The organism is Dokdonella sp. (assembly GCF_041395345.1).
Lineage (GTDB): Bacteria > Pseudomonadota > Gammaproteobacteria > Xanthomonadales > Rhodanobacteraceae > Dokdonella.
The window spans coordinates 160,151-182,349 of record NZ_JAWLAR010000008.1 but is presented as its reverse complement, the minus strand read 5'-3'; the positions used below and the strand labels follow the sequence as shown (position 1 = coordinate 182,349).

Genomic DNA, 22,199 nt, shown 5'->3' with positions numbered 1-22,199 from the left:
AGTGATCGGACTGTTCGCCGCGTCTTGCTTGACCCTCCTTGCACACCCAGTACTCGCGCCGAATTTCCGGATTCGCGCACACCCCTGGTTTCAACTTGTTCAAGGATCCTGTCATGTCTGATCGCGAAAACGGCACCGTCAAATGGTTCAATGATGCAAAAGGCTTCGGCTTCATTACCCGTGAATCCGGCCCCGATGTATTTGTTCACTTTCGTTCGATCGAGGGCAGCGGTTTCAAGTCGCTGGCCGAAGGTCAGAAAGTCAGCTTCACCGTAACCCAGGGACCGAAGGGTCCGCAGGCCGAAGCCGTACGCGCTGACGACTGATCGGTAGAGCGCCAATCATGCAGACCCCGGACGCACGCGTCCGGGGTTTTCTTTTTTCAGCCCACAGATTCGAGGTAGCAACATGCAGATCGCGGACAACAGCGTGGCGTCCTTCCACTACACCCTGACCAATGATGCGGGCGACGTGCTCGATAGTTCAGACGGACGCGAGCCGTTGGCCTATCTGCATGGTGCAGGCAATATTGTCCCGGGCCTTGAACGGGAAATGACCGGGCACGCTGCTGGCGACAAGTTCAACGTCGATGTCGATCCCGAGCACGGCTACGGCAACTACATCGATGAGCTGGTCCAGGTGGTTCCGCGCAAGTCCTTCGAGGGCGTTGCTGATCTGGCTGTCGGCATGCAGTTCCAGGCCCAGACCCAGCAGGGCCCGATCGCCGTAGTGGTCACCGAAATCGAGGGCGATGACGTCACCGTCGATGGCAACCACCCGCTCGCGGGAGAGACCCTGCATTTCGCGGTCGAGATCGTCGAAGTCCGTGAAGCCAGCGAAGAGGAAAAGCAGCACGGCCACGTGCATGGCGCGGGCGGTCACCATCACTGAACGAAGGTAAGAAAAGGCTTGCGTAGGGGAGGGTCTCAGACCCTCCCGCTCTCTCGTAGCGCAACGGCCCAGTTTGGCATTCCATGGAGGGAACATGCCCAAGTTTCGCAAGTCCCTTCGATTGCCGAACTACGACTACACAAGGCCTGGCTTTTATTTCGTCACGGTGTGTGTACAGGATCGGGCGTGTCTGTTCGGAGAATGCACTGACGGAGTCATGCAAGCCAACTCGGCAGGCCATATGATCGAGAGGACCTGGCTGGAGCTGCAGAAACATTACGCCCGCGCCGAAACTGACAGGTTTGTTGTCATGCCGAACCATTTTCACGGCATTCTGGTACTCAAGGATGCAGTGAGCATGAACAGCGTCGAGGCCCTCGGCCACGGTTTGCCGGAAATTGTTCGCGCCTTCAAGTCATTCTCGGCCCGCATGGTAAACAGTCTCAACAGGACTCCCGGCTTGCGCGTCTGGCAACGCGGTTACTACGAGCACGTCATACGCGGCGAACAAGACTATCTTCGAATCGTCGAGTACATGGAGAACAATCCCGCCAAGTGGAGCGAGGACAGTCTAAACCCCTCAAATGTCATGGCTTGATGAGGCAATGGAGCCACGAAGCGGGCGAGTCCGGGACTCGCCCCGGCAAGAATCGGGGTGGGGCGAAGTCTGGTTTGTTTCGGCAGCCGGACGATGCAAATGGATCGCGGGGCATGACGATGCGACCCGGCTTGCGTAGGGGAGGGTCTCAGACTCTCCCGCTGTTCGTCTAGGCGGGCCAGGAAGCGGGCGAGTCCGGGACTCGCCCCTGCAAGAATCGGGGTGGGGCGAAGTCTGGTTTGTATCGGCAGCCGGACGATGCAAATGGATCGCGGGGCATGACGATGCGACCCGGCTTGTCTCGAGACGCGACTGCGGCAATCGCCCGAGGTTGCCACCGTGTACCATGCACGCCCCAAAGCCGACCCATGCACAGGCCCATGACTACACGCTCCAACGCCCTGATCTGGCTATTGCTTTCCCTGGCCATACTGGTCGCTGACCAGATCACAAAGTGGATCGTCCTCCAGCATTTCGAGCTGCATGAGTCGATGCCGGTCATCGCCGGTTTGCTCAACTGGACGCTGGCCTACAACGAGGGGGCGGCTTTCAGCTTTCTTTCCGATGCTGGCGGCTGGCAACGCTGGTTCTTCACCGTCCTGGCCATCGTGGTGAGCATCGTCCTGGTTGCCTGGCTGAAGCGCACGCCGCGTTCGGAGTGGACAACGGCATTGCCACTGTCTCTGGTCCTGGGTGGCGCTGTCGGCAACGTAATCGATCGTATGCGTTTCGGACATGTTGTTGATTTTGTTGATGTTTACCACGGAGACTGGCATTTCCCGGCGTTCAACGTCGCGGACTCGGCGATCAGTGTCGGTGCTGTGCTGCTGATCCTGTTCGGGCTATTTGCCGGCAAACACGCGAAAACCTGAAAACCCGCGATTGCCCCGCGGCACGCAAGCTGACGAAGTGGCCGCATGCGGCATCTGCGTCAAGACCGCCACTGAGCGATAATGCCCCCCATGCAAGTACTTCTCGCCAACCCCCGCGGATTCTGTGCCGGTGTAGACCGTGCGATCGAAATCGTCGAACGCGCACTCGAGTCATTCGGGGCGCCGATCTATGTGCGACACGAAGTCGTCCACAACAAGTTTGTCGTCGATTCGCTCAGGAGCAGGGGTGCCGTTTTCGTCGACGAACTGAACGAAGTGCCGGATGGGGCGACGGTCATCTTCAGCGCCCACGGCGTCTCCAGGGAGGTGCGCGAAGAAGCCGATCGGCGCGGCTTGAACGTTTTCGATGCCACCTGTCCGCTGGTCACCAAGGTTCATATCGAAGTGGCCCGGCATGGCAAGGCGGGTCGGGACGTGGTTCTGATCGGGCACGCCGGCCATCCCGAGGTCGAGGGCACCATGGGCCAGTGGAGTGCCGGCAACGCCGGTGACATCCATCTCGTGGAAACCCCGGAATGCGTGGCATCGCTGCAACCAAGTCGCCCCGATCACCTGGCCTACGTGAGCCAGACCACGCTGTCCGTCGACGACACGCGCGCGGTGATCGATGCCCTGCGTGAACACTTTCCGGCCATCATCGGCCCGCGCCACGACGATATCTGCTACGCCACGCAAAATCGCCAGGATGCGGTCCGTGAGCTCGGTCAGCAATGTGACCTGGTGCTTGTGGTCGGCTCGCCCAACAGCTCGAACTCCAACCGTCTGCGCGAACTGGCCGAAAAGCAGGGCGTGCCGGCGTACCTTATCGACGGAGCCAGCGATATTCGCCGGGATTGGCTGGATGCCGGCCCGCGTATCGGCGTTACCGCCGGGGCTTCCGCCCCGGAAGGCCTGGTCAAGGACGTCATCGAACAGCTGCGACAGTGGGGCGCCGGCCAGGTGCGCGAGCTGGAGGGCAAGCCGGAAAACGTGACGTTCGCACTGCCCAAAGAGTTACGCATCAACGTGGTGGCCTGATCCGCCGGGTCAAGCTGGCGCTGGCCGCCATCAACGCCAAAGCCGGCAAGCACCCCGGGCCCTGATCCCGGCGCCAGGGCGGCTCCACCGCTCATCCGCCAATTCCTACCTCGCACACGCAGCGGGCTTGCCCGATTTGGCGGGTCCACGTACGTTCATGGTCATAAGTCCGGTCCGGATCGAGGGGATATACATGTCATTCCAGCGTTTCAGCCACTTCCAGCGCCCTGAACGGGGCGAGGGCGGTTTTGGTCTGATTGAACTGATTATCGTCATCTCGATCATTGCCATCCTCACTGCCATGGCAACGCCGAGCTTCTCGAATCTGATTCGTGGCAATCGGGTCAAGACCCAAGCCAACGATTTCCTCAGTGCCTCCAACTACGCGCGCAACGAGGCGATTACCCGCAGCCGAGGCGTAACCTTGTGTGCGGCAGACACGCGCAATAGCGCTGTACCTGCTGCGTGCGGCTCCTCCACCGACTGGACACTTGGCTGGATGGTGTTTGTCGACGACACCGTCGGAGATGGGGCAACCCCGGTGGCCATCGATGTGGATGACGTGCTGCGCACCTGGGAGGGCAATTCCAAGAACACTCTGATTCCGGATTCGGCAATTACCTTTGTCCGTTACAACCCGCGAGGGCTCACCAACAATATCACTGGCCAGGTGACCTTCACGCTAAAACCTGCCAGCGACTGCTCAGCCAGGCAGCAACGCAGCATTGTCATTTCAGAGCTCGGACGATCGAGTTCCAAAGTCGTAGAAACCTGCAGTTGAGAACCCGGGGCCCATTCATGCGAATCAGAAATCCAGAGCGCGGCTTTACCCTGCTCGAAGTGCTCATTGCGCTACTTGTGCTCAGCTTCGGGCTGCTTGGCCTCGCTGCCTTGCAGGCCTACTCGGTGAAGGCCAACCAGAGTGCCAATTTCCGCAGCCAGGCAACTGCGCTGGCGGGGATGATGCTCGACAACATGCGCGCTAATCGCGCGAATATCGGCAGTTACTACTCTGACAACTATGCAGATGTAGTTTGCGGGGCGGCGCCTGACACGAGCTCGGTTGCGGCTCGAGATCTCAGTGTCTGGCGCGCGCAGATTCGATGCCAGCTTCCGTTGGGGCGTGGCGCCGTTGCGCGCATCAGCGACAATGAGATGGCAGTTTGTATTCGCTGGAGCGACTCCCGTTGGGAGAGCGCGAGCGGCTCGGCCGCTGGCGTCTGTAGTGACGACGCCGACACGTTCGATGCGAGCATTGCCGATGGTGGAACGGGTGCTGGCGCCGACGGGCAGGTCAGTGTTTTCGTAGTTTCGAGCCGGATGTAGCCAGCCCATGAAAAATACTATCCAAGCATCTACTTCGTCCATGCGCCCGAAAGCTCAGGCAGGTGTCTCGCTGATCGAGCTGATGATTGCCATCGTTATTGCCGGCCTGATTTCATTGGGCCTCGTACAGATTTTTGGTGCATCGAGTGCCACTTCACAAATGACGGAAGGGCTTTCGCGTGTGCAGGAAAGTGGGCGTTTCGCTACCCAGTATCTTCAGCGCCAATTGAGGATGGTGGGGTTCATGGGCTGTGGAGCGGATACTGGCCGAACGGTTCAGGAAAGTTTCGTCAACCACCTGGCCCAGTACGATGCGGCCGTTCCGGGCGGGAACAACGTGCCAGGTGGCAACGCCTACCGTTTCCAGCGTCCGATTGAGGCTTTTACCCAAGGTTCTATGACGGCAACCGCAGAATTGGCGACCATTACCGGCCTTGTCGACGGTAGCGATGTCCTGATTGTTCGCGTGTTCACAGAAGAAAGCACGCCGGTCGTGAGCGTCAGCAAGGCCACGGATACGCTCAACATCCTGGTTGGAGATCCGGATGCGCCGTTTCTGCCGGAGCCCAACAAGAGGGTTCTGTTTGGACTGGAAAATTGCCGCTCGGCCGATGTATTTGCCGGCTTGCTCAACGGCAATGCGCCTGGCTCTCTGGTGATTGCCGATGGCAGAGCCAGCCCGAACGTTTACCTGGACCCATCGGTTTCTGCATGCGGCACCGCTCCCTGTCCCTGGGATTTCCGAATTTCCAACGCGTTTCTCAATGCCAAACCCCTGGTTGGCGATTCGAGCCTGAATGCAGAGGTTCATCGAGCCGAGTATTACGCATTTTTTGTAAGGACCAACCCCAACGGCATTCCGTCACTCCACATGCTTCGTTTTGAACGCGACAGCTTTGCGCTCGGTGGTCCTGAAGAGCTGGTCGAAGGTGTCGAGAACATGCAGTTGCGCTTTGGCATTGATACGAACACCCCTCCTGATGGTCGTGTCGATGTCTATCAGACTGCCGCGGATATCGTTGGTGGCGCAGCTACCCCCCTGGCGCTCGATGCGGCGTGGAGTCGCGTGCTCAGCGTACGCATCGGAATGCTGATTCGCAGCCCGGACAGGGCTGGTGCACCAGATCGGACCCACACAATCCTTGATACCAGCGTCACCCCGTCGGCAAACGACGGAGCGATCCGCGAGGTCTATGAAACAACAGTAGCGCTGCGTAACCGACTGTTCAAATCCTGAGAACGCCATGAATAGACCACTCCAACCCCATTTCCAACGCAATCAGGGCGCCATCCTGTTTGTTGCGTTGATCATGCTGCTGCTCTTGACCCTGCTTGGAATCACGGCCATGCAGGTGACCATGCTGCAAGAGCGCATGTCGGGAAACTTCAGGGCGCAGCAGATCGCCTTTGAGCGTGCAGAAGGACGCATGGCTGAAGGCCGCGACAATGTCAGCAATCCGCTCTATGCGTACGACTACATCTCGCCGACGCCGGCGAGACTGCTGTCCGGCAATATTCTGCCCTGGGATTCATGGCTGACCACTTTCCCGCCGACTACCCAGTTCGACCAGAAGGTGAGGGCATGCGGCGGCGCATGTCCCGAACAGCGCGGCAGCATCGTGGCCGATGATCCGAACAAGAAGCCTCGTTTCTACATAATTTCCGGTCAAGAGAAAGAACCGGGAACAGATCCGGAAACTGCGGCATGGGCAACCGTGCAGACCATCTACGTATATTGAACCGTTGCCAGGACGGGAGAAACCTCATGAGAAATTTCAACACGCCATTGGCCGCGATGCTTGCCCTGCTGTGCGCCGCAGCAGGCATTGCTCATCCTGAAATCGCAAATGCCCAGGCCGCTGCAGGAGGAGTGGATGTTGCCCAACAGCCACTGTTCACGGCCAGCGGCCAACCGCCGTTGAACATGCTGGTCATGGGCAAGGATCACAAGATCTACTACGAGGCCTATAACGATGCCTCCGACCTCAATGGCGATGGCGCTCTCGACATCGGCTACAAGCCGGCGGTCCTGGATTACTACGGTTATTTCAATTCGCACGCCTGTTACACCTGGTCGACCGACAAGTTCGTGCCGACCGGCGCAACGGCCAACAAGCAGTGTGCTGGCAACTGGAGTGGTGATTTCCTCAACTATCTGACCACTTCACGCATGGACGCCTTGCGTCGCGTGTTGTTCGGCGGCTGGCGCCAGGTCGACTCGACCACGGAGACGGTTCTGCAGGGTGCATTCTTCCCGCAGGATGGACACAGCTGGGGTAAGGAATACCAGAGTGTCGCGCGTGATGGTTATGACATCAGCAACTACTCGCCTCTGCCTGTCCCTTCGCCAGGACGATATCACCTGTTCGCCGTCACCACGGTGACCGGAAACGGAAATTCATTCCCGGGCTATCAGGCGCCGATGTTTCGCGTGCTGAGGGATACGGACAAGCGCGTCTGGAACTGGTTGTCGATTGAAGGCCCGGTTGCAGGTAACAAGTGCTTCACCGCTGGCAATTCGCGCGTCGACTGCGTTCCCGCGGCATCGACGGGTACCTGGGATCTTATTCCCCCGTCCATGTTCAGCGGCCTTTCGATCAGCACCTGGAAGCGCACGTCCGGGTCCGGCAACCCGACCACAGCCGCAGACTACAACACCCTTTTCAACAACAACGCCAACGCAAGCAATCTCTGCGGCACAGGCACCGTAACCCAGATCAATGCCACAGGCAGCAACAACAATCCGTTCGCCGGAACCAATAGTTGCACCCATGACAACTACCTGACGCGCATTGAGGGGTCGATCATTGTTCCGACGACGGGTCTGTACCGTTTTGCCGTAGATGGTGATGATGGCGTCGATGTCACGATTGACGGTACCGTCGTCACCAGCTGGTATGGCGGCCATGGCAACGACCGAAGTGACGCCGGCCTCCTGTCTCACTCGAATACGATCAACCTGACTGCAGGCACTCATACGGTTACGTTCCGGCATCAGGAGGGATCGGGCGGCGACAACTGGGGCCTGTTCATGTTCACGCCGGCCGTCAATACGACTCGGGAAGATTATCTGGTCCGCGTCCAGACCTGCCCGGCCAGCAATACTGCCGTACATGAGTCGATCTGCAAGGCGTACCCGAACGGCCAGTACAAGCCGACCGGTATCCTGCACGATTACGGCGAGTCCCAGCGCATGTATTTCGGTCTGATTACCGGATCGCAGTTCAACAATCTCGAGGGCGGAGTCCTGCGCCGGAACATTGAAGACTTCGCAAGCGAAATCAATCCGAACACCGGCCAGATTCGAACCAATGTGGATGGCATCGTCAACACGATTGATCGCTTGCGCATGATCGGTGGTGGCTACAACGGCGGCACGACCGATAATCTTAACTCGGACAGCAACTGGAACTGGGCAAACGGCACCGGGACGTGTGCTTCACAGGGCAATCGAGCCCTGAACAACGCAGAATGCCGCATGTGGGGCAATCCGCTGGCCGAGATGCTCTACGAGAGCATGCGCTACTTCGCAGGCGCCGGTACACCAACGGCGCGCTTTGACGCCAACTCCACTGGGGCCGGGGCCACTGCCGGCAACAGCGAGGAAACAACTCTGGCGCTGACCAAGGACACCTGGAAGGATCCGTACGAAGCCGCACCCACTGGCGGTGGCTTCCTGGCCTGCTCGCGCCCGTTCCAGACCATCATCAGCGACATCAATCCGAGCTATGACGGCGATCTGCCGGGCAGTGTATTCAGCGGTGCCATCACGACAACCACATCAACGCCGACATCAATTTCGGGCTTCAACGCCGCGACAGAGGGTCAGGCGATCTGGAATTCGGAGTTCGGGGCCGGCTCCAGGCAGGTGTTCATCGGCGATGTAAACAATACGACCGATGGCGCGCCCACCGCTAAAACTGCCTCGAGTTTCGGCAATATCCGGGGTCTGTCTCCCGAGGAACCGACCAAGGGCGGTACCTACTATTCGGCCAGCGTTGCGCGGTTTGCGCGCATGACGGACTTGAATACGGCTACGGGCCAGCAAAATCTGAGCACTTACGCGATTGCATTGGCCTCGCCCCTTCCGCGCATCGACTTTCCAATCGGCGGCGGCAAGATCACTTTGCTCCCATTTGCCAAGACGCCAAGCGGCACGTTTGGTGGTGGCGTACGCAAGCCGACAAACACGATTGTCGACTTCTATGTCGAGAGCATCGCCAACCTGCCAGGACAACCGTTCGATGCAACGGTGAACGGCGGTCTTCCCTATGCGGTGTTCCGAATCAACTATGAAGACGTCGAGCAAGGTAATGACCATGACATGGATGCCATTGTTCGCTACCTGATTTCGGCCAATGCGGACGGCACGGTGACTGTTACGCTCAACTCCGAGTATGCCGCCGGTAGTGCTGATCAGAACATGGGCTATGTCATGTCTGGAACGACTCAGGATGGTGTCTATCTCGACGTGCGCGACACGGATTCAGGTGCCGGCAGCTACCAGCCCTACGCCCTGAATACGCCCAACCCAGTCTTGCCGGGCGGATGTGGCGTCACCACTCCGCCTGCAGCCTGTGCAACACAGTTGCCACTGAATTCGACGCGAGTCTTCACGCCGTCATCCGCCAGTAGTGGAGCGGAAATTCTGGAGAATCCGCTCTGGTATGCGGCCAAATATGGCGCGCCTTCACCAGCGGCCAACGATGTGGATGGCGATGGGGTGCCGGACAATTATTTCCTGGTGACCAATCCGGCCACCCTGCGTTCGCAGCTTGACAAGGCCTTTGCTGACATCATCAACAACTCGCAACCGACGGCGAGCGTGGCGACAAGTACACCACGCTACGTGCCAGGCGCAACTCTGGCCTACGAGGCTTCGTACAGGTCGCTGGACTGGTCGGGTGACATCAAGGCCTATCGCCTGCGTTCGGATGGTACTTACGATTCCGGTGGTACCGAAATCTGGAGCGCCAGTGGAAGCATGCCGGGACCTAGCTCGCGAAACGTCTACACATCGGAGCCGATAACTGGTGGCTATCAAGGTGTGGCGTTCACATCGACGGGACTCGATGCGGCCATGGAAGCCATTCTGATGGGGTCTCTCGATACGTCCATCTATGACGTCGACGAAGTGATCGACTATCTGAAGGGTGACCAGTCCATGGAGCAGGGCGCCACCGGCTGCACGACACCCGCCAGCTGTCCGTATCGGGTTCGCAGCTCCAAGGTCGGCGATATCCTCAACTCGACGCCGGCTGTCGTGGGTGTATCGAGCTTTGGCTACGGAAGCATTCTGGAAACCGTCGCGCCTTCGGCCGCAGCAAGCTACCCCGCCTATGTGGAAGCCAAGAAGGTCATTTACGGCTCCAGTTCGCAGAATCCCGTGATCTATGTCGGTTCGAACGACGGCATGATGCATGCTCTGGACGGGCGGGATGCGAGCTCTGGCGGCAACGAATTGTTTGCCTATATCCCGAACGCCGTGCTCGGCAACCTTAATCAACTGGTGCAGCCTGGCTATGTCCATCGCTATTTCGTCGACGGCTCGCCGACCGTAACCGATGCGTTCCTGGGCGGATGGAAAACCGTTCTGGCTGGTTCAGTGGGTGCCGGTGGGCGTGCAGTCTATGCACTGGATATTTCCAACCCGCGCGCATTCTCTGCCACGGATGTCTTGTGGGAGTTCAACAGTGACCTTGACCCGGACATGGGCCAATTTGTCGGTCGTCCCTACATGGGCATCACCGAGGGAGGCCAATGGGTAGCCGCGTTCGGTAACGGACTCAACAGCCAGAACCAACGTGCCATTCTCTTTATCCGGGATCTGGCCACCGGTGCCGATATCGCCAAGATCGATACTGGCGTGGGCTGTTTGTCCACCGACACCAGTTGCGTGGAAGGTCCGAATGGCCTGGCCACTGCCGTGCTGGTCGACAACAGTGGCAACGGCGCTGCCGATACCATTTATGCTGGCGATTACCTCGGCAACATGTGGCGCTTCGAGCAAAACATGAGTTCGGGTACATGGTCGCTGGGCAACGGCGGCAGCCCGATCTTCCAGGCTCTGGACCCGACCGGCAAACCGCAGTCGATTACCAGTGGGTCGTACACGGTCGCCAATCCCCTGGGCGGAACCATGGTGATATTTGGTACCGGTCGCTATCTCAATGCGGATGACGCTGACGAGACGCGTATCGGACTCGGGACTCGCGCCGCAATCGAAACCATCTACGGTATCTGGGACAGCCGTAGCTGGGACGATGTCAATGCAACGTGGACGGCCTACTTCCCGATCGCATCGCGAACGGGCGGCGTACACGCGGATCTTGAGCGGCAGCAGATCACGAGTTACACGCCCTTGGGGGCCGGCGGCATCAATGGCTACCGCGAGGCGACGCGCAACCCGGTTGACTATCGCCTGAGTGCCACCGGTTCGGGGAAGCTGGGCTGGTACCTCGATCTTGAATGTACGGGCTGCCCCGTGGCAGATCAGGACCTGATCGACGGTGAGCGAGTGACCGCCACCCCGCAGGGCATTCTCAGCAATGTCATATTCAACACGTTCCGGCCGGAGGGCGATACCTGCGAGCCGGGTAGCCTGAATGCCACGATGGTGCTGGATTCATTGACGGGTGCCGCTGACTACATCCCGATCGAGCCCACGGGTGGGTTCCCTGTCGGCCAGGTGCCGCCCGATGGTCCGTTGGCAGGAACCGACACCGTGCGCGGACCGCCGCCAGGCGAGCCTCCGATCGTGCTGATCCGCCCGGCGCCAGACGCGCTGACCCTCCCTGGCAGCCCGGGTTACGTACCGCCCTGCACACCCGGTACCCCGGGATGCGAGCCTCCAGTCGAAGAGTGCGCTTGGCGCTCGCCCAATTCGGCAGGTCGACCGCCGGGCAAGGCGATTCCATGCGGACGCATCATGTGGCGGCAGATTCGCTAGGGAGTGAATTGCATGGCCGAGGGTCCAGGGAAGGACCCTTGATTGGCCGAGGTAGGCGTTCAATCATGGGATTCTCTGGCAGAAGCAGTCCAGGGAAAGTTAGCGCAACGAGGAGTTGAAGGTGAAGAAGCTCACGGGTTTTACATTGATTGAACTACTGATCGTGATGGTGGTGATCACCATCCTTGCCGTCATTGCGCTTCCGAGCTACACGGAGCACGTCAAGAAGACGCGCCGTACCCAGGCCAAGACGGACATGCTCGAATACAGCCAGATGCTGGAGCGGTATTTCTCGTTGAACCGCACCTACACAGGGTGGCCGGTGGGTACGTACAATCGCTCTCCAAGGACTGGGGATGTCTACTACAATCTCACCTACAACATACCGGCCGCAGGTAACCAGTTCACGATCACCGCTACCCCTACGGGAGCCCAGACCGCGGACTCAAAGTGCGGGACCTTGACCCTGGATAGCAGATCCACAAAAACAGCCTCGGGTACTCTTGGGGTTGCCGGCTGCTGGTAGGGCAATCGGGGCGATCGCCACAGCAAGCCGGCTCCAGCGATTGCTGCAGTCAGAATCGGTTTGCGTGAGTGGGTTGTCGACGGAAGAGTCCGAGTCTATACTCCGCAACCCTTCTGCGCCGGAATAGCTCAGTTGGTAGAGCGCGTCATTCGTAATGATGAGGTCGTAGGTTCGATTCCTATTTCCGGCACCACTCCACCTAGGCACGGCCGACCTGCATACAGGTGCCGGGTCAAGGGACTCCTCAGGGAGCGACAGGAGCAGGAGCTGCCAACCGGGCGATTAACTCAGCGGTAGAGTGCCACCTTCACACGGTGGAAGTCAGTGGTTCGATCCCACTATCGCCCACCATTCGTGCAGGGGAAAGCGGCCGGCCATGAGCAGGGGGTTCTGGCGCGCGTGTGACCGGCGGGCAGTCAGTAGGCACGAGAGCCACGAATTGCTTGATCCCTGCACGTGGGTTGCAAGCCTGTCAGGTTGATCCAGTCGCTCCCGCCGAATCACTAGCGCAGAGAATTCCCGACCAGATGCTGATCCGGCGGGAGAATCTGGGTGACTGTGGCTCTCGTCTGGATAGGGGCTCTCCTTTGCACCCTGCGGTCTACCTGCCTCTCAGCCCGCCTTGCCCTTGGCATCTCACATACCCAGGTTGCATACTGGTGCCGCAAACATGGAAGAAATAACAATGAAAACAATCTCCCCGGTTGTCTGTAGGCGTCATATCCTGTTGTTGGTTCTTGCGGCCAGCTTGTCTTTTGCCGGTTTGAGCCACGCTGACACCTCCACTGTCAACCTGGGCGACGGAGTGAAGGGATCGGGCAGTTTGCCTGTGCTTCTGCAGTTTCCGGTCAGCAGAACGGGGGATACCACATATGAAGCGGTCCTGAATGTTCGAACTGTCGATGGAACGGCACATGCTGGCACCGACTATGTCGAAACAGTCGGTACGTTCGCATTCCCGCCCGGCGCATCCGCGGGGTCAATTTCGGTTCCGCTTGTTGCCAATACGAGTGCTGAACCGGACGTGTCGTTCCAGTTGCACCTGGACGGGGCAGCCGGGGTCGGGCCACAACCATCTTTTGGCCCGCAGCAGGAATTTCTGGTGGGTCAGTTCTCAGCGACGGCAACGGCTGCAGACCTCAATGGTGACGGTCAGTCGGAACTCATCGTTGTAAATTATTCTAACCAGACCATTTCAGTTCTGGTCAATCAATCAGTTCCTGGTGCATCAGCATTGAGCTTTCTAGAAGCACAGGTCTTTCCGGCAGGGAATAGACAGCCTGTCGCAGTAGACCTGAATGGCGATGGAAAAATCGATGTTGCACTCGGGGACAGCTCGAATGACGGTGTTCACGTACTACTGAACACAACGCCGACCGGGTCGAATGCCATTGCCTTCAATGCTGCAGAATTTTTCGCGACGCCGATCGGATCCAGTCCTTTTTCGACGTGTACCGCAGATTTCAATGGAGATGGCTTGTTCGATTTGGCCACCCCAAATGTCACCGACTCAAGTGTTTCTGTGCTTCTGAACAATACGGATGCGGGAAGTATGGATGCCGATTTCGCGCCCCAGCAGCGCTTCTCGGCGGGGTCGGCTCCAAGTTCGATAGCGGCTGCGGATCTCAATGGCGATGGCAAGCCCGATCTTGTTGTCTCCAGCATGGGAGACGATACGCTATCCGTACTGATAAACATGACGGACGCCGGTTCTAGCAGTCTCACTTTTGCTCCTCAAGTAGTTCTCGCGGCTGGCGGCGGCTCAAGATTCGTTGTCGGGTCTGATATCAATCGTGACGGAAAAGTGGATCTGGTTGCTGCCAATTCGGCAGATGGCACAGTTTCCGTTCTGCTCAACAACACGGATGAGGGTTCAGATGCAGCGGAATTTGCGCCCCAGCAAGTATTCCCGGTAGGAAATTTCACGAACTGGCTTTCCATAGCAGATACAAACGGCGACGGCAGCCCGGATATCTTCGTCGGAAAGTTTGATATAGCCCCATACTCCGCAAAACTGCTGGTCAACTCCACGCCCCCGGGCTCCAGCACCGTCAGCTTTTCATCATTGCTGCCGATTTCCGGTCCGTCGCCAGGCGACAGAATCGCGAGTGCCGATCTCAACAACGATGGCCTGGAAGACCTGATCGCTGTTGACTACATGGGTGGCACGGTAGCCGTATCACTCAACACCACCGCGATCGACGGCACACGAGCAGGATTCACAGTGCACCAGGATTTCCCTGCAGGAGATGGGACGAATTCCGCGGAAGTTGCCGACCTCAATGGAGATGGAAGGCCCGACGCAATTGCCACAAACTACTTTGGCGGTTCGGTATCGGTGCTGATTAACGTCACCTCCCCGGGAGCGTACGATCCCGAGTTTGTTTCGATGCAGTCTTTCTCCACAGGACTCAACCCGACCTCTGTTGCCAGTGCAGATGTCAACGGAGATGGTTTACGCGACCTGCTCGTTTCGAATCACTACGAAGGCACGACCTCTGTGCTGATGAACGCGACCACGCCGGGTGACGGTGCCGCCAGTTTCTCGCCACAGGTTGCGTTCGCCAGTGGTGCCGGTCCGCTTGGATTGGTTGCGACGGATCTCAACGGCGATGGCAGGCCGGACATCGCAGCGGCCAGTTCTGCGGAGAATGCGGTTGCCGTATTGCTCAACGCTACGCTTGCCGGCACGGCCGCGCCAGATTTCATGACGCAACAAATGTTTGGGGCGGGTACAAGTCCGACCGGCCTGGTAGGTGCCGACATCAACGGAGACGGCCGTGCGGACCTGATTGTTTCCAACACCAGTGACGACGAGCTTTCTGTATTGCTCAATTCGACAGTTCCCGGTAGCAGCACCGCCTCTTTTTTGCCCAGGCAGGCATTTGACGTCGCAAAGCCGCGCTCTGCCGTCGTTTCCGATATCAACAGCGATGGGCGGAAGGATGTGATCGTCATCAATGCCGAGGCAAACACTTTTTCAGTGATGTTGAATGCCACGGAGCCAGGAAGCCTGCTGCCAGCGTTCGCTGCGGCCCAATTGTTTGCATCCGGCTCCGGCGCTGTGGCGGTTGATGTTGCCGATGCCGACGGCGATGGCAAGCCCGATCTTTTCGTTTCAAACAGATACGATGATCAGATTTCGGTTTTCTTGAACTCGACCGAACCTGGCAGCTTCGTCGTGGATTTTGCCTCGGCTGAACCGTTTGCAGCCGGCTCGAGCCCCGAGGCAGTCAAGGCATCTGATCTCAATCTCGATGGCAAACCGGACATTCTAGGCACCAACTTCAATGGAGACTCGATATCCGTCTTGTTGAATACCCAATTTCAGGTGAAGGTGACCGGTAGCCCGGCGACCGGGACCATCGTGCACGACTATCTCTATTCGGATGGTTTTGACTGACACACATCGTCACGGCAATTTTCTCAGGTATCAGGATATCGGACACCTGCGTCTGGGATGCTGGCTGGCTTCGGGTTTTCCGGGAAGATGACAAACGGCTGCACCGATGAAACGTCCGGTCAAGTTCCGGGGCCGAGTACCATCTCACTGCCGTCCAGTGATTTTCGCGCTGATGTCGCTCAGCCAGCCAGGAACCATGCCTCATACAGGGCTGACAGTTCGCTGCCAAAGACAAACCAGACCCAACCGGCGGCTGCAATGAAAGGGCCAAACGGTATTGGCGTGTTCTTGCCCTTGCGATTGATCGCCAGGATTGCACCACCAACAACGGCGCCTATCAGCGAGGACATCAGAATGATCGGCAGCAGGGCCGTCGCTCCCATCCACGCACCCAAAGCCCCGAGCAACTTGAAGTCGCCATAGCCCATGCCTTCCTTGCCAGTAGTCAGTTTGAACAGCCAAAACACTGACCAGAGGCTGGCCCAGCCGATTGCGGCACCAAGAATTGCAGTTGGGGCATCGACGAACACGGGCACCAAAGAAAGCAGCAGGCCCAGCCAGAGCAAGGGCAGGGTTAGCTGATCCGGCAGCAACTGGGTGCGTGCATCGATTCCCGATGCCGCGATCAGGATCCAGGTAAATGCAAGAGCGGCCAGCAAGGGCCAGCCGAATCCGAGCTTGAAGGCGACAATTGCGCAGCCCGCAGCGCTGAGCAATTCAACCAGCGGGTACTGCCAGGATAGCGCAACCTTGCAATACCGGCAGCGCCCCCGAAGGAACAGGAAACTGAGCACGGGGATGTTGTCCAGAGGCGACAGGGCATGTTTGCAGTGCATGCAATGCGAGCCCTGAAACACGAGATCTGGCGGCGGGGCTTCAGCCTGGGCTTCGTCTTGGCCAAGAAATTCGCGGGCCTGGGTTTTCCAGTCGTGCTCCAGTCTGAGTGGCAGGCGCAAGATCACCACATTGAGAAAGCTGCCGACCAGCAGGCCAAGCACCGCGACAACGGGGATCAGGAAAACAGGTTGTTCCAGCCAGGAGAAATCCATAATCCGGGAATGTCAGGAATGAAGGGCGAAGATACCAGTTTTCACGAATCAGACATGATGCCGGCGTTGCCATTCTGCTTGCACAGGGGTGGGCCTCAGACCTGCCTCTTTTGTGTTGTCTCACCAAATGCCGAAAAGGAGTGGGCGAGTCCTGGACTCGCCCCTACACGGATTGGGCATCGGGCAGGTTTCTGCGGTGCCTTTCCATAGAGCTGCATTCCGGGTCTGGTGGATGACTGGATCAACCCACTACGGCGCCGAGCTTGAAGATCGGCAGGTACATGCCGATAACCATGCCACCGACAATCACGCCGATGATGACCATGATGAATGGCTCCAGCAAGCTGGCCAATGCGTCGACCGCATTGTTGACTTCCTGCTCGTAGAATTCCGCGATCTTGAAGAGCATGGCATCCAGGGCGCCGGACTCTTCGCCGATCGCCACCATTTGCACAACCATGTTCGGAAACAAGCCGGTCTGGCGGATGGCCAGCTGCAACTGATGACCCACCGAGACATCCTCGCGAATTCGTTTTACTGCCTCGTTGTAGACGACGCTGCCAGTGGCCCCCGAGACCGATTCCAGAGCTTCCACCAGGGGCACGCCGGCGCGGAATGTCACGCCAAGGGTGCGCGCAAAGCGTGCCATGGCTGATTGCCGCAGGATCTCGCCGATAACGGGAAGCTTGAGAAGAAAGCGACCTACGAGATGCTGGAATTTCTCCGAGCGCTTGTAGACGGTAATGAGGGCGAAAACAGAGCCAATCAGGATCAGGAGAATGAGCCACCAGTTCGCTACCATGAAGCGTGAAAGATTCACCAGCATCATCGTGAATGCGGGCAGATCTGCGTTGAAATTCTTGAACACCGTCTCGAACTGGGGGATGACAAAGATAAGCAGAATGGCCGACACCAGCACGGCAACGGACAAGACCATGGCCGGATAAAACATCGCCTTCTTGATCTTGCCCTTGATGGCTTCGATGTTTTCCTGATAGTTGGCAATCGTGTCGAGGACGGTATCGAGTACGCCGGCCGATTCACCTGCCTTGACCAGGTTGCAGTAGAGTTCGTCGAACTGCACCGGGTATTTGCTGAGAGCTTCGTTGAGTGCGGAACCGCCTTCGATATCGGTCTTGATATCGACCAGCATTTCCTTCATGCGTGGATTGTTCTGCCCGCCTGCAACGATTTCGAAGCCCTGAACCATCGGTACGCCTGCCGCCATCATGGTCGCGAGCTGGCGGCTGAATACCGATACGTCTCGAGACTTGATGGCCTTGCCCGTCTTTCCAAACAGTGGCTTTGGCTTGGCCTTGACGGACTGCGGATTGATTCCCTGTCGGCGGAGCTCGGCCTTGACCAGGCTGGCGCTCTTGGTCGACATCTCGCCCTTCATGCGGATGCCGCGCTTGTCGAGTCCTACCCAGACGTAGGTATCCATCTTGCTGAGCGCAGCACGCGATTTACCGGCGCTCGTCTTGATACCCGCTCTGGCGGTTGCGGTCGTGGTTGCCATGTCTTAGTCCTTGGTAACTCGATTGATTTCAGCAAGGCTGGTAACGCCCTGGCGTGCCTTCAGCAATGCGGATGCTCGCAGATCCCGAATGCCATCGGCGCGGGCCTGGTCCGCAATCTGGATCGCCGTGCCCCCGGAAAGGATGATTTTTGCGATGGACTCGGTCAGCGGCATGACCTGGTAGATGCCGGTCCGACCCTTGTAGCCTTCGTTGCAACCCGAGCAACCGACCGCTTCCTGCAATTGCATGCCGGCCTCGATATCGGCCTTTGTGAAGCCCTCGGCGAGCAGGGCGGCTTCTGGCAGTTCCAGGGGTTTCTTGCAGGTGTGCAAACGACGAGCCAGGCGCTGGGCGATGATCAGGGTGACCGAGGAAGTGATGTTGTAGGGCGCTATGCCCATGTTCATAAGGCGCGCAATTGTTTGCGGCGCGTCGTTGGTGTGCAGGGTGGACAAGACCATGTGGCCGGTTTGTGCGGCCTTGATTGCGATCTCGGCAGTTTCAAGGTCACGGATTTCACCCACCATCACCACATCCGGATCCTGGCGCAGGAACGAGCGCAGGGCGGCTGCAAAGGTCATCCCGCGTTTGGTGTTCTGCTGAACCTGATTGATTCCGGGGACACGAATTTCGACCGGATCCTCCACGGTTGAGATGTTTCGGCCCTCGGTATTGAGAATGTTCAATGCCGTATACAGGGAGACGGTCTTTCCCGAGCCGGTCGGGCCGGTCACCAGCACCATGCCGTAGGGCTTCTCGATGGCGTCGAGAAAAAGCTTCTTTTGATCTTCCTCGTAGCCCAGCTTGTCGATGCCCATCTTCGCGGCCGAACCGTCGAGGATACGCATGACGATTTTTTCGCCAAATAGCGTAGGGCAAGTACTCACGCGAAAGTCGATGGATTTGGTCTTCGAGAGGTTGAGCTTGATTCGGCCATCCTGCGGGACCCGGCGCTCGGCAATATCGAGTCCGGCCATGACCTTGATGCGAGACGAAATGCGAGGGGTCAGGCGAGTTGGGGGGGAGGCGACGTGCTTGAGCATGCCATCCATGCGCAGGCGTACCCGGTAGTTGGTTTCATAGGGTTCGAAATGGATATCCGAGGCGCCACGTTTGATCGCATCGACCAGTACCTTGTTGACGAAACGCACGACTGGCGCATCATCGGCCCCGCTGGCATCAACACCACCACCCCCTTCGTCTTCACCGACATCGCCTAGCTCGAGATCCTCCAGGCCTTCGGTATCTTCCATGTCCTCGATGGAAGTGCTGGTCGCGTGCTGAGCCTGCTCGATGGCGCGTTCGAGCTGCTGCTCGTCGACCAGGATCGGCTCGATGATGTGATTGGACTGAAACTTGATGTCATCCAGGGCTCGGAGGTTGGTCGGGTCCGATACGCCAACGAACAGTCGATTGCCGCGCTTGAACAGCGGCAAGGCCTTGTGTTTGTTGATCAGTTCTTCCTTGACCAGCTTGATCGGGATCTGGGTGAGGTCCAGCGCCGTCACGTCGAACAAGGGGACGCCAAACTCGAAAGCCGAAGCCAGGGCGATCTGGGCACTGGATACGAGCCCGTTCTCGGCAAGCCAGGCTCCAATGGGAATTTTCTGCTTGCTGGCATCCTCGATGGCCTTGCGCGCGTCATTTTCCCCCAGCACCCCTTCGGCGACGAGGCGCCGGCTGATGCCGGAAAGGCCGACCAATGTGCCCGGATTCAACTGTGTTGCCATAGGAATGTCGTGCAAGTCCCCGAAACTACTGCCGAATCTACCTCAAATACGTTGCCGAAAGAACACCTGCCGGGCAGTATAGTGGCCCAATCCACACTTATTCTGGCGCGAACGACCCGACGCCACCTTTTCCGAGGGGCCCATGCTCAGTATTGTCCTGCCGGCCAAGAACGAAGCCGCAGCCCTGGTCGAGCTCCTGCCCAGACTCAGGGAGGCTCAACCCGAGGCTGAAATCATCGTCGTGGATGACGGTTCCAGCGACCAGACCCCCGAAATTTGTCGGCAAAATGCCGTTGTTTGCCTGTCCCAACCTTATTCAATGGGCAATGGGGCGGCCATCAAGCGCGGGGCACGCGCGGCCGGAGGCGACACCATTGTTTTCATGGATGCTGATGGCCAGCATGATCCGGTCCTGGTCGGAAAGCTGCTTGCCAGGTTCGACGAGGGCTACGACATGGTGGTCGGGGCAAGGGATTGGTCCGGGCAGGCGGGTGTCAGTCGCGGTCTGGCCAACGGGCTCTATAACTGGCTGGCCACACGGATCACGGGATTCGCGGTCAAGGATCTCACTTCGGGCTTCCGGGCAGTGCGAGCTGACAAATTCCGGGAATTCCTGCATCTGCTGCCGAACGGATTCTCATATCCAACCACCTGCACGATGGCGTTCTTCCGCAGCGCATATGCAGTGGCCTACGAGCCTATTCCAGTCGCCAGACGCGTAGGCAAGAGTCATATACGCCCCGTCCGAGATGGACTCAGATTCCTGCTGATCATTTTCAAGATTGCGACCCTGTATTCGCCTCTCAAGTTGTTCGTGCCGACCAGTGCCATGTTCTTCATTCTCGGTCTCGTATACTACGGGTACACTTTTGTGGTCCATGGTCGATTTACAAACATGAGCGCGCTGCTCCTCAGCGCAGCAGTCATTACTTTTCTGATCGGGTTGATTTCGGAACAAATCACTTCGCTTACATATCGTCGTGACATCTGACAACCGTTCTCGCCCAACGCTTCTTGTGCTTGCGTCTACCTATCCGCGATGGGCGGGCGACCACGAACCCGGATTCGTTCACGAACTGGGAAAGCGCCTGACTGATCAATTCCACGTGATCGCCATTGTGCCAAGCGCGCCCGGTGCCGAGACCAATGAAGTGCTCGACGGGGTGGAGGTCATCCGATACCGGTATGCCCCACGACGCCTCGAAACTCTTGTTCACAATGGAGGAATGGTTGCCAATCTCCGCCGACAACGATGGAAGATGCTGCTTTTACCGACCTTCCTGATTGCACAGGCATGGAATTCCTGGCGCCAGGTTCGAAAGCGGCAAGTTGATGTAATTCACGCCCACTGGCTACTGCCTCAGGGATTTGTTGCCGCAATACTTGCGAAGTTGTCCAAACGATTTCCTCCGTTTCTTGTCACCTCACATGGGGCAGATCTCTTCGCATTGCGAGGCAGGATCATGACGGTCCTGAAACTTTTTGTCGCTCGGAACGCGGATGGCCTGACAGTGGTCAGCGCTGCAATGTGCAGAGAATTGGAGCGAATCGGAATCGGCGTCAGGAATGTGAGCGTGCAACCCATGGGCGTGGACCTTTCCTCTCGATTCTCCCCGGATCCGGAAGTCAAACGCTCACGCGACGAAATCCTGTTTGTCGGGAGACTGGTTGAGAAAAAAGGCCTGAAACACCTGATAGACGCGATGCCTGCCATTTTGATGGAATATCCATCTTGCTATCTGACTGTGGCTGGTTTCGGACCGGAATTGGCGGAGCGCAACATTCAGGTCCGGCGCCTTGGGTTGACCCACAAGGTGCGCTTTGTCGGTTCGGTGCCTCAGCCAGAACTGCCAGCGTTGTATCGGCGGGCAGCTGTTTTTGTTGCGCCCTTTGTGGAAGCCTCGGGTGGCGACCAGGAAGGATTGGGCCTGGTTGCTGTTGAAGCTGCGGGATGCGGTTGCCCGGTAGTGGTTGGGGACTTGCCTGCGACACGGAGTGCTTTCGGCGAGGATCAAGTAAAGTTTTGCACTTCAGATTCACCTCGCTCAATAGCTGAGCAGGTATGCGCGATACTGAAATCACCCCCGAACTCGCATTTGGCCGAAGCAGCTTTCAAGTCGTTGCTTGCAAGATTTGATTGGCCCACGGTGGCTGCGGGCTATGAAAAGGTACTCTTGGACTTGATCAGGAAGCCCTCCTAAGGCAAGTAGCCTGTTGAAGAATACTAGCCCCTGTCTTGATCAACCTTCGCAAGTCCTGACCCTGGCTTCATGATCCCCGCGACCCAGTCAGTCGTT

The 22,199-nt window shown here is 58.2% G+C and carries 17 protein-coding genes and 2 tRNA genes; 16 read left to right on the top strand and 3 right to left on the bottom strand.

All coding sequences use genetic code 11. The features are described 5' to 3' along the window. Positions 1-113: 113 nt before the first annotated feature. The 14 genes from R3F00_RS09370 to R3F00_RS09305 all read left to right on the top strand — a co-directional run bounded on the left by R3F00_RS09370 (position 114) and on the right by R3F00_RS09305 (position 15,603). On the top strand, positions 114-326 hold the full coding sequence (locus tag R3F00_RS09370; protein WP_371281516.1) for a cold-shock protein: 213 nt from the start codon (positions 114-116) through the stop codon (positions 324-326). Between the two features lie 82 nt (positions 327-408). Next, positions 409-891 carry a peptidylprolyl isomerase gene (locus R3F00_RS09365; protein WP_371281514.1) on the top strand — a complete coding sequence of 161 codons (483 nt, stop codon included), beginning with the start codon at positions 409-411 and terminating at the stop codon, positions 889-891. A 94-nt stretch (positions 892-985) separates the two neighbouring features. Beyond that, entirely contained in the window at positions 986-1,489 is a 504-nt protein-coding gene (locus R3F00_RS09360; RefSeq protein ID WP_371281513.1) for a transposase, read from the top strand. Between the two features lie 380 nt (positions 1,490-1,869). Then, a complete protein-coding gene (gene lspA / locus R3F00_RS09355; RefSeq protein WP_371281512.1) occupies positions 1,870-2,361 on the top strand; it encodes a signal peptidase II in 492 nt (163 codons plus the stop codon). 90 nt (positions 2,362-2,451) lie between these two features. Beyond that, the gene (gene ispH / locus R3F00_RS09350; RefSeq protein WP_371281511.1) at positions 2,452-3,399 is read left to right on the top strand and encodes a 4-hydroxy-3-methylbut-2-enyl diphosphate reductase; all 948 of its coding nucleotides are present in this window, start codon (positions 2,452-2,454) and stop codon (positions 3,397-3,399) included. A gap of 193 nt (positions 3,400-3,592) precedes the next feature. Beyond that, complete coding sequence (locus R3F00_RS09345; protein WP_371281510.1) at positions 3,593-4,180, top strand: GspH/FimT family pseudopilin; 588 nt, start codon at positions 3,593-3,595, stop codon at positions 4,178-4,180. A gap of 17 nt (positions 4,181-4,197) precedes the next feature. Then, complete coding sequence (gene pilV / locus R3F00_RS09340; protein ID WP_371281509.1) at positions 4,198-4,725, top strand: type IV pilus modification protein PilV; 528 nt, start codon at positions 4,198-4,200, stop codon at positions 4,723-4,725. A 7-nt stretch (positions 4,726-4,732) separates the two neighbouring features. Then, positions 4,733-5,962: a PilW family protein gene (locus tag R3F00_RS09335; protein ID WP_371281508.1), complete on the top strand. Its 1,230-nt coding sequence runs from the start codon at positions 4,733-4,735 to the stop codon at positions 5,960-5,962. 7 nt (positions 5,963-5,969) lie between these two features. Next, the gene (locus tag R3F00_RS09330; protein ID WP_371281507.1) at positions 5,970-6,464 is read left to right on the top strand and encodes a PilX N-terminal domain-containing pilus assembly protein; all 495 of its coding nucleotides are present in this window, start codon (positions 5,970-5,972) and stop codon (positions 6,462-6,464) included. Between the two features lie 26 nt (positions 6,465-6,490). Continuing rightward, positions 6,491-11,674 (top strand): PilC/PilY family type IV pilus protein, encoded by a 5,184-nt coding sequence (locus R3F00_RS09325; RefSeq protein WP_371281506.1) that lies wholly within the window; start codon positions 6,491-6,493, stop codon positions 11,672-11,674. Between the two features lie 121 nt (positions 11,675-11,795). Further along, positions 11,796-12,200, top strand: coding sequence for a type IV pilin protein (locus R3F00_RS09320; RefSeq protein ID WP_371281505.1), 405 nt, complete (start codon positions 11,796-11,798; stop codon positions 12,198-12,200). Positions 12,201-12,317: 117 nt separating this feature from the next. Then, positions 12,318-12,393 (top strand) — tRNA-Thr (locus R3F00_RS09315). 83 nt (positions 12,394-12,476) lie between these two features. Further along, positions 12,477-12,551: transfer RNA gene (locus tag R3F00_RS09310), tRNA-Val, on the top strand. A 319-nt stretch (positions 12,552-12,870) separates the two neighbouring features. Beyond that, the gene (locus R3F00_RS09305; protein WP_371281504.1) at positions 12,871-15,603 is read left to right on the top strand and encodes an FG-GAP-like repeat-containing protein; all 2,733 of its coding nucleotides are present in this window, start codon (positions 12,871-12,873) and stop codon (positions 15,601-15,603) included. A gap of 179 nt (positions 15,604-15,782) precedes the next feature. On the opposite strand, the gene R3F00_RS09300 is transcribed toward R3F00_RS09305, so the two are convergent. The 3 genes from R3F00_RS09300 to pilB all read right to left on the bottom strand — a co-directional run bounded on the left by R3F00_RS09300 (position 15,783) and on the right by pilB (position 19,902). Next, on the bottom strand, positions 15,783-16,652 hold the full coding sequence (locus tag R3F00_RS09300; protein ID WP_371281503.1) for an A24 family peptidase: 870 nt from the start codon (positions 16,650-16,652) through the stop codon (positions 15,783-15,785). 241 nt (positions 16,653-16,893) lie between these two features. Further along, positions 16,894-18,171, bottom strand: coding sequence for a type II secretion system F family protein (locus tag R3F00_RS09295; protein WP_371281502.1), 1,278 nt, complete (start codon positions 18,169-18,171; stop codon positions 16,894-16,896). Positions 18,172-18,174: 3 nt separating this feature from the next. Beyond that, positions 18,175-19,902, bottom strand: coding sequence for a type IV-A pilus assembly ATPase PilB (pilB, locus tag R3F00_RS09290; protein ID WP_371281501.1), 1,728 nt, complete (start codon positions 19,900-19,902; stop codon positions 18,175-18,177). Between the two features lie 142 nt (positions 19,903-20,044). Between pilB and R3F00_RS09285 the strand changes: the two genes are divergently transcribed. Then, positions 20,045-20,893 carry a glycosyltransferase family 2 protein gene (locus R3F00_RS09285; RefSeq protein ID WP_371281500.1) on the top strand — a complete coding sequence of 283 codons (849 nt, stop codon included), beginning with the start codon at positions 20,045-20,047 and terminating at the stop codon, positions 20,891-20,893. Continuing rightward, positions 20,883-22,103, top strand: coding sequence for a glycosyltransferase (locus R3F00_RS09280; protein WP_371281499.1), 1,221 nt, complete (start codon positions 20,883-20,885; stop codon positions 22,101-22,103). Before R3F00_RS09285 ends, R3F00_RS09280 begins: the two co-directional genes overlap by 11 nt. Positions 22,104-22,199: the final 96 nt, after the last annotated feature.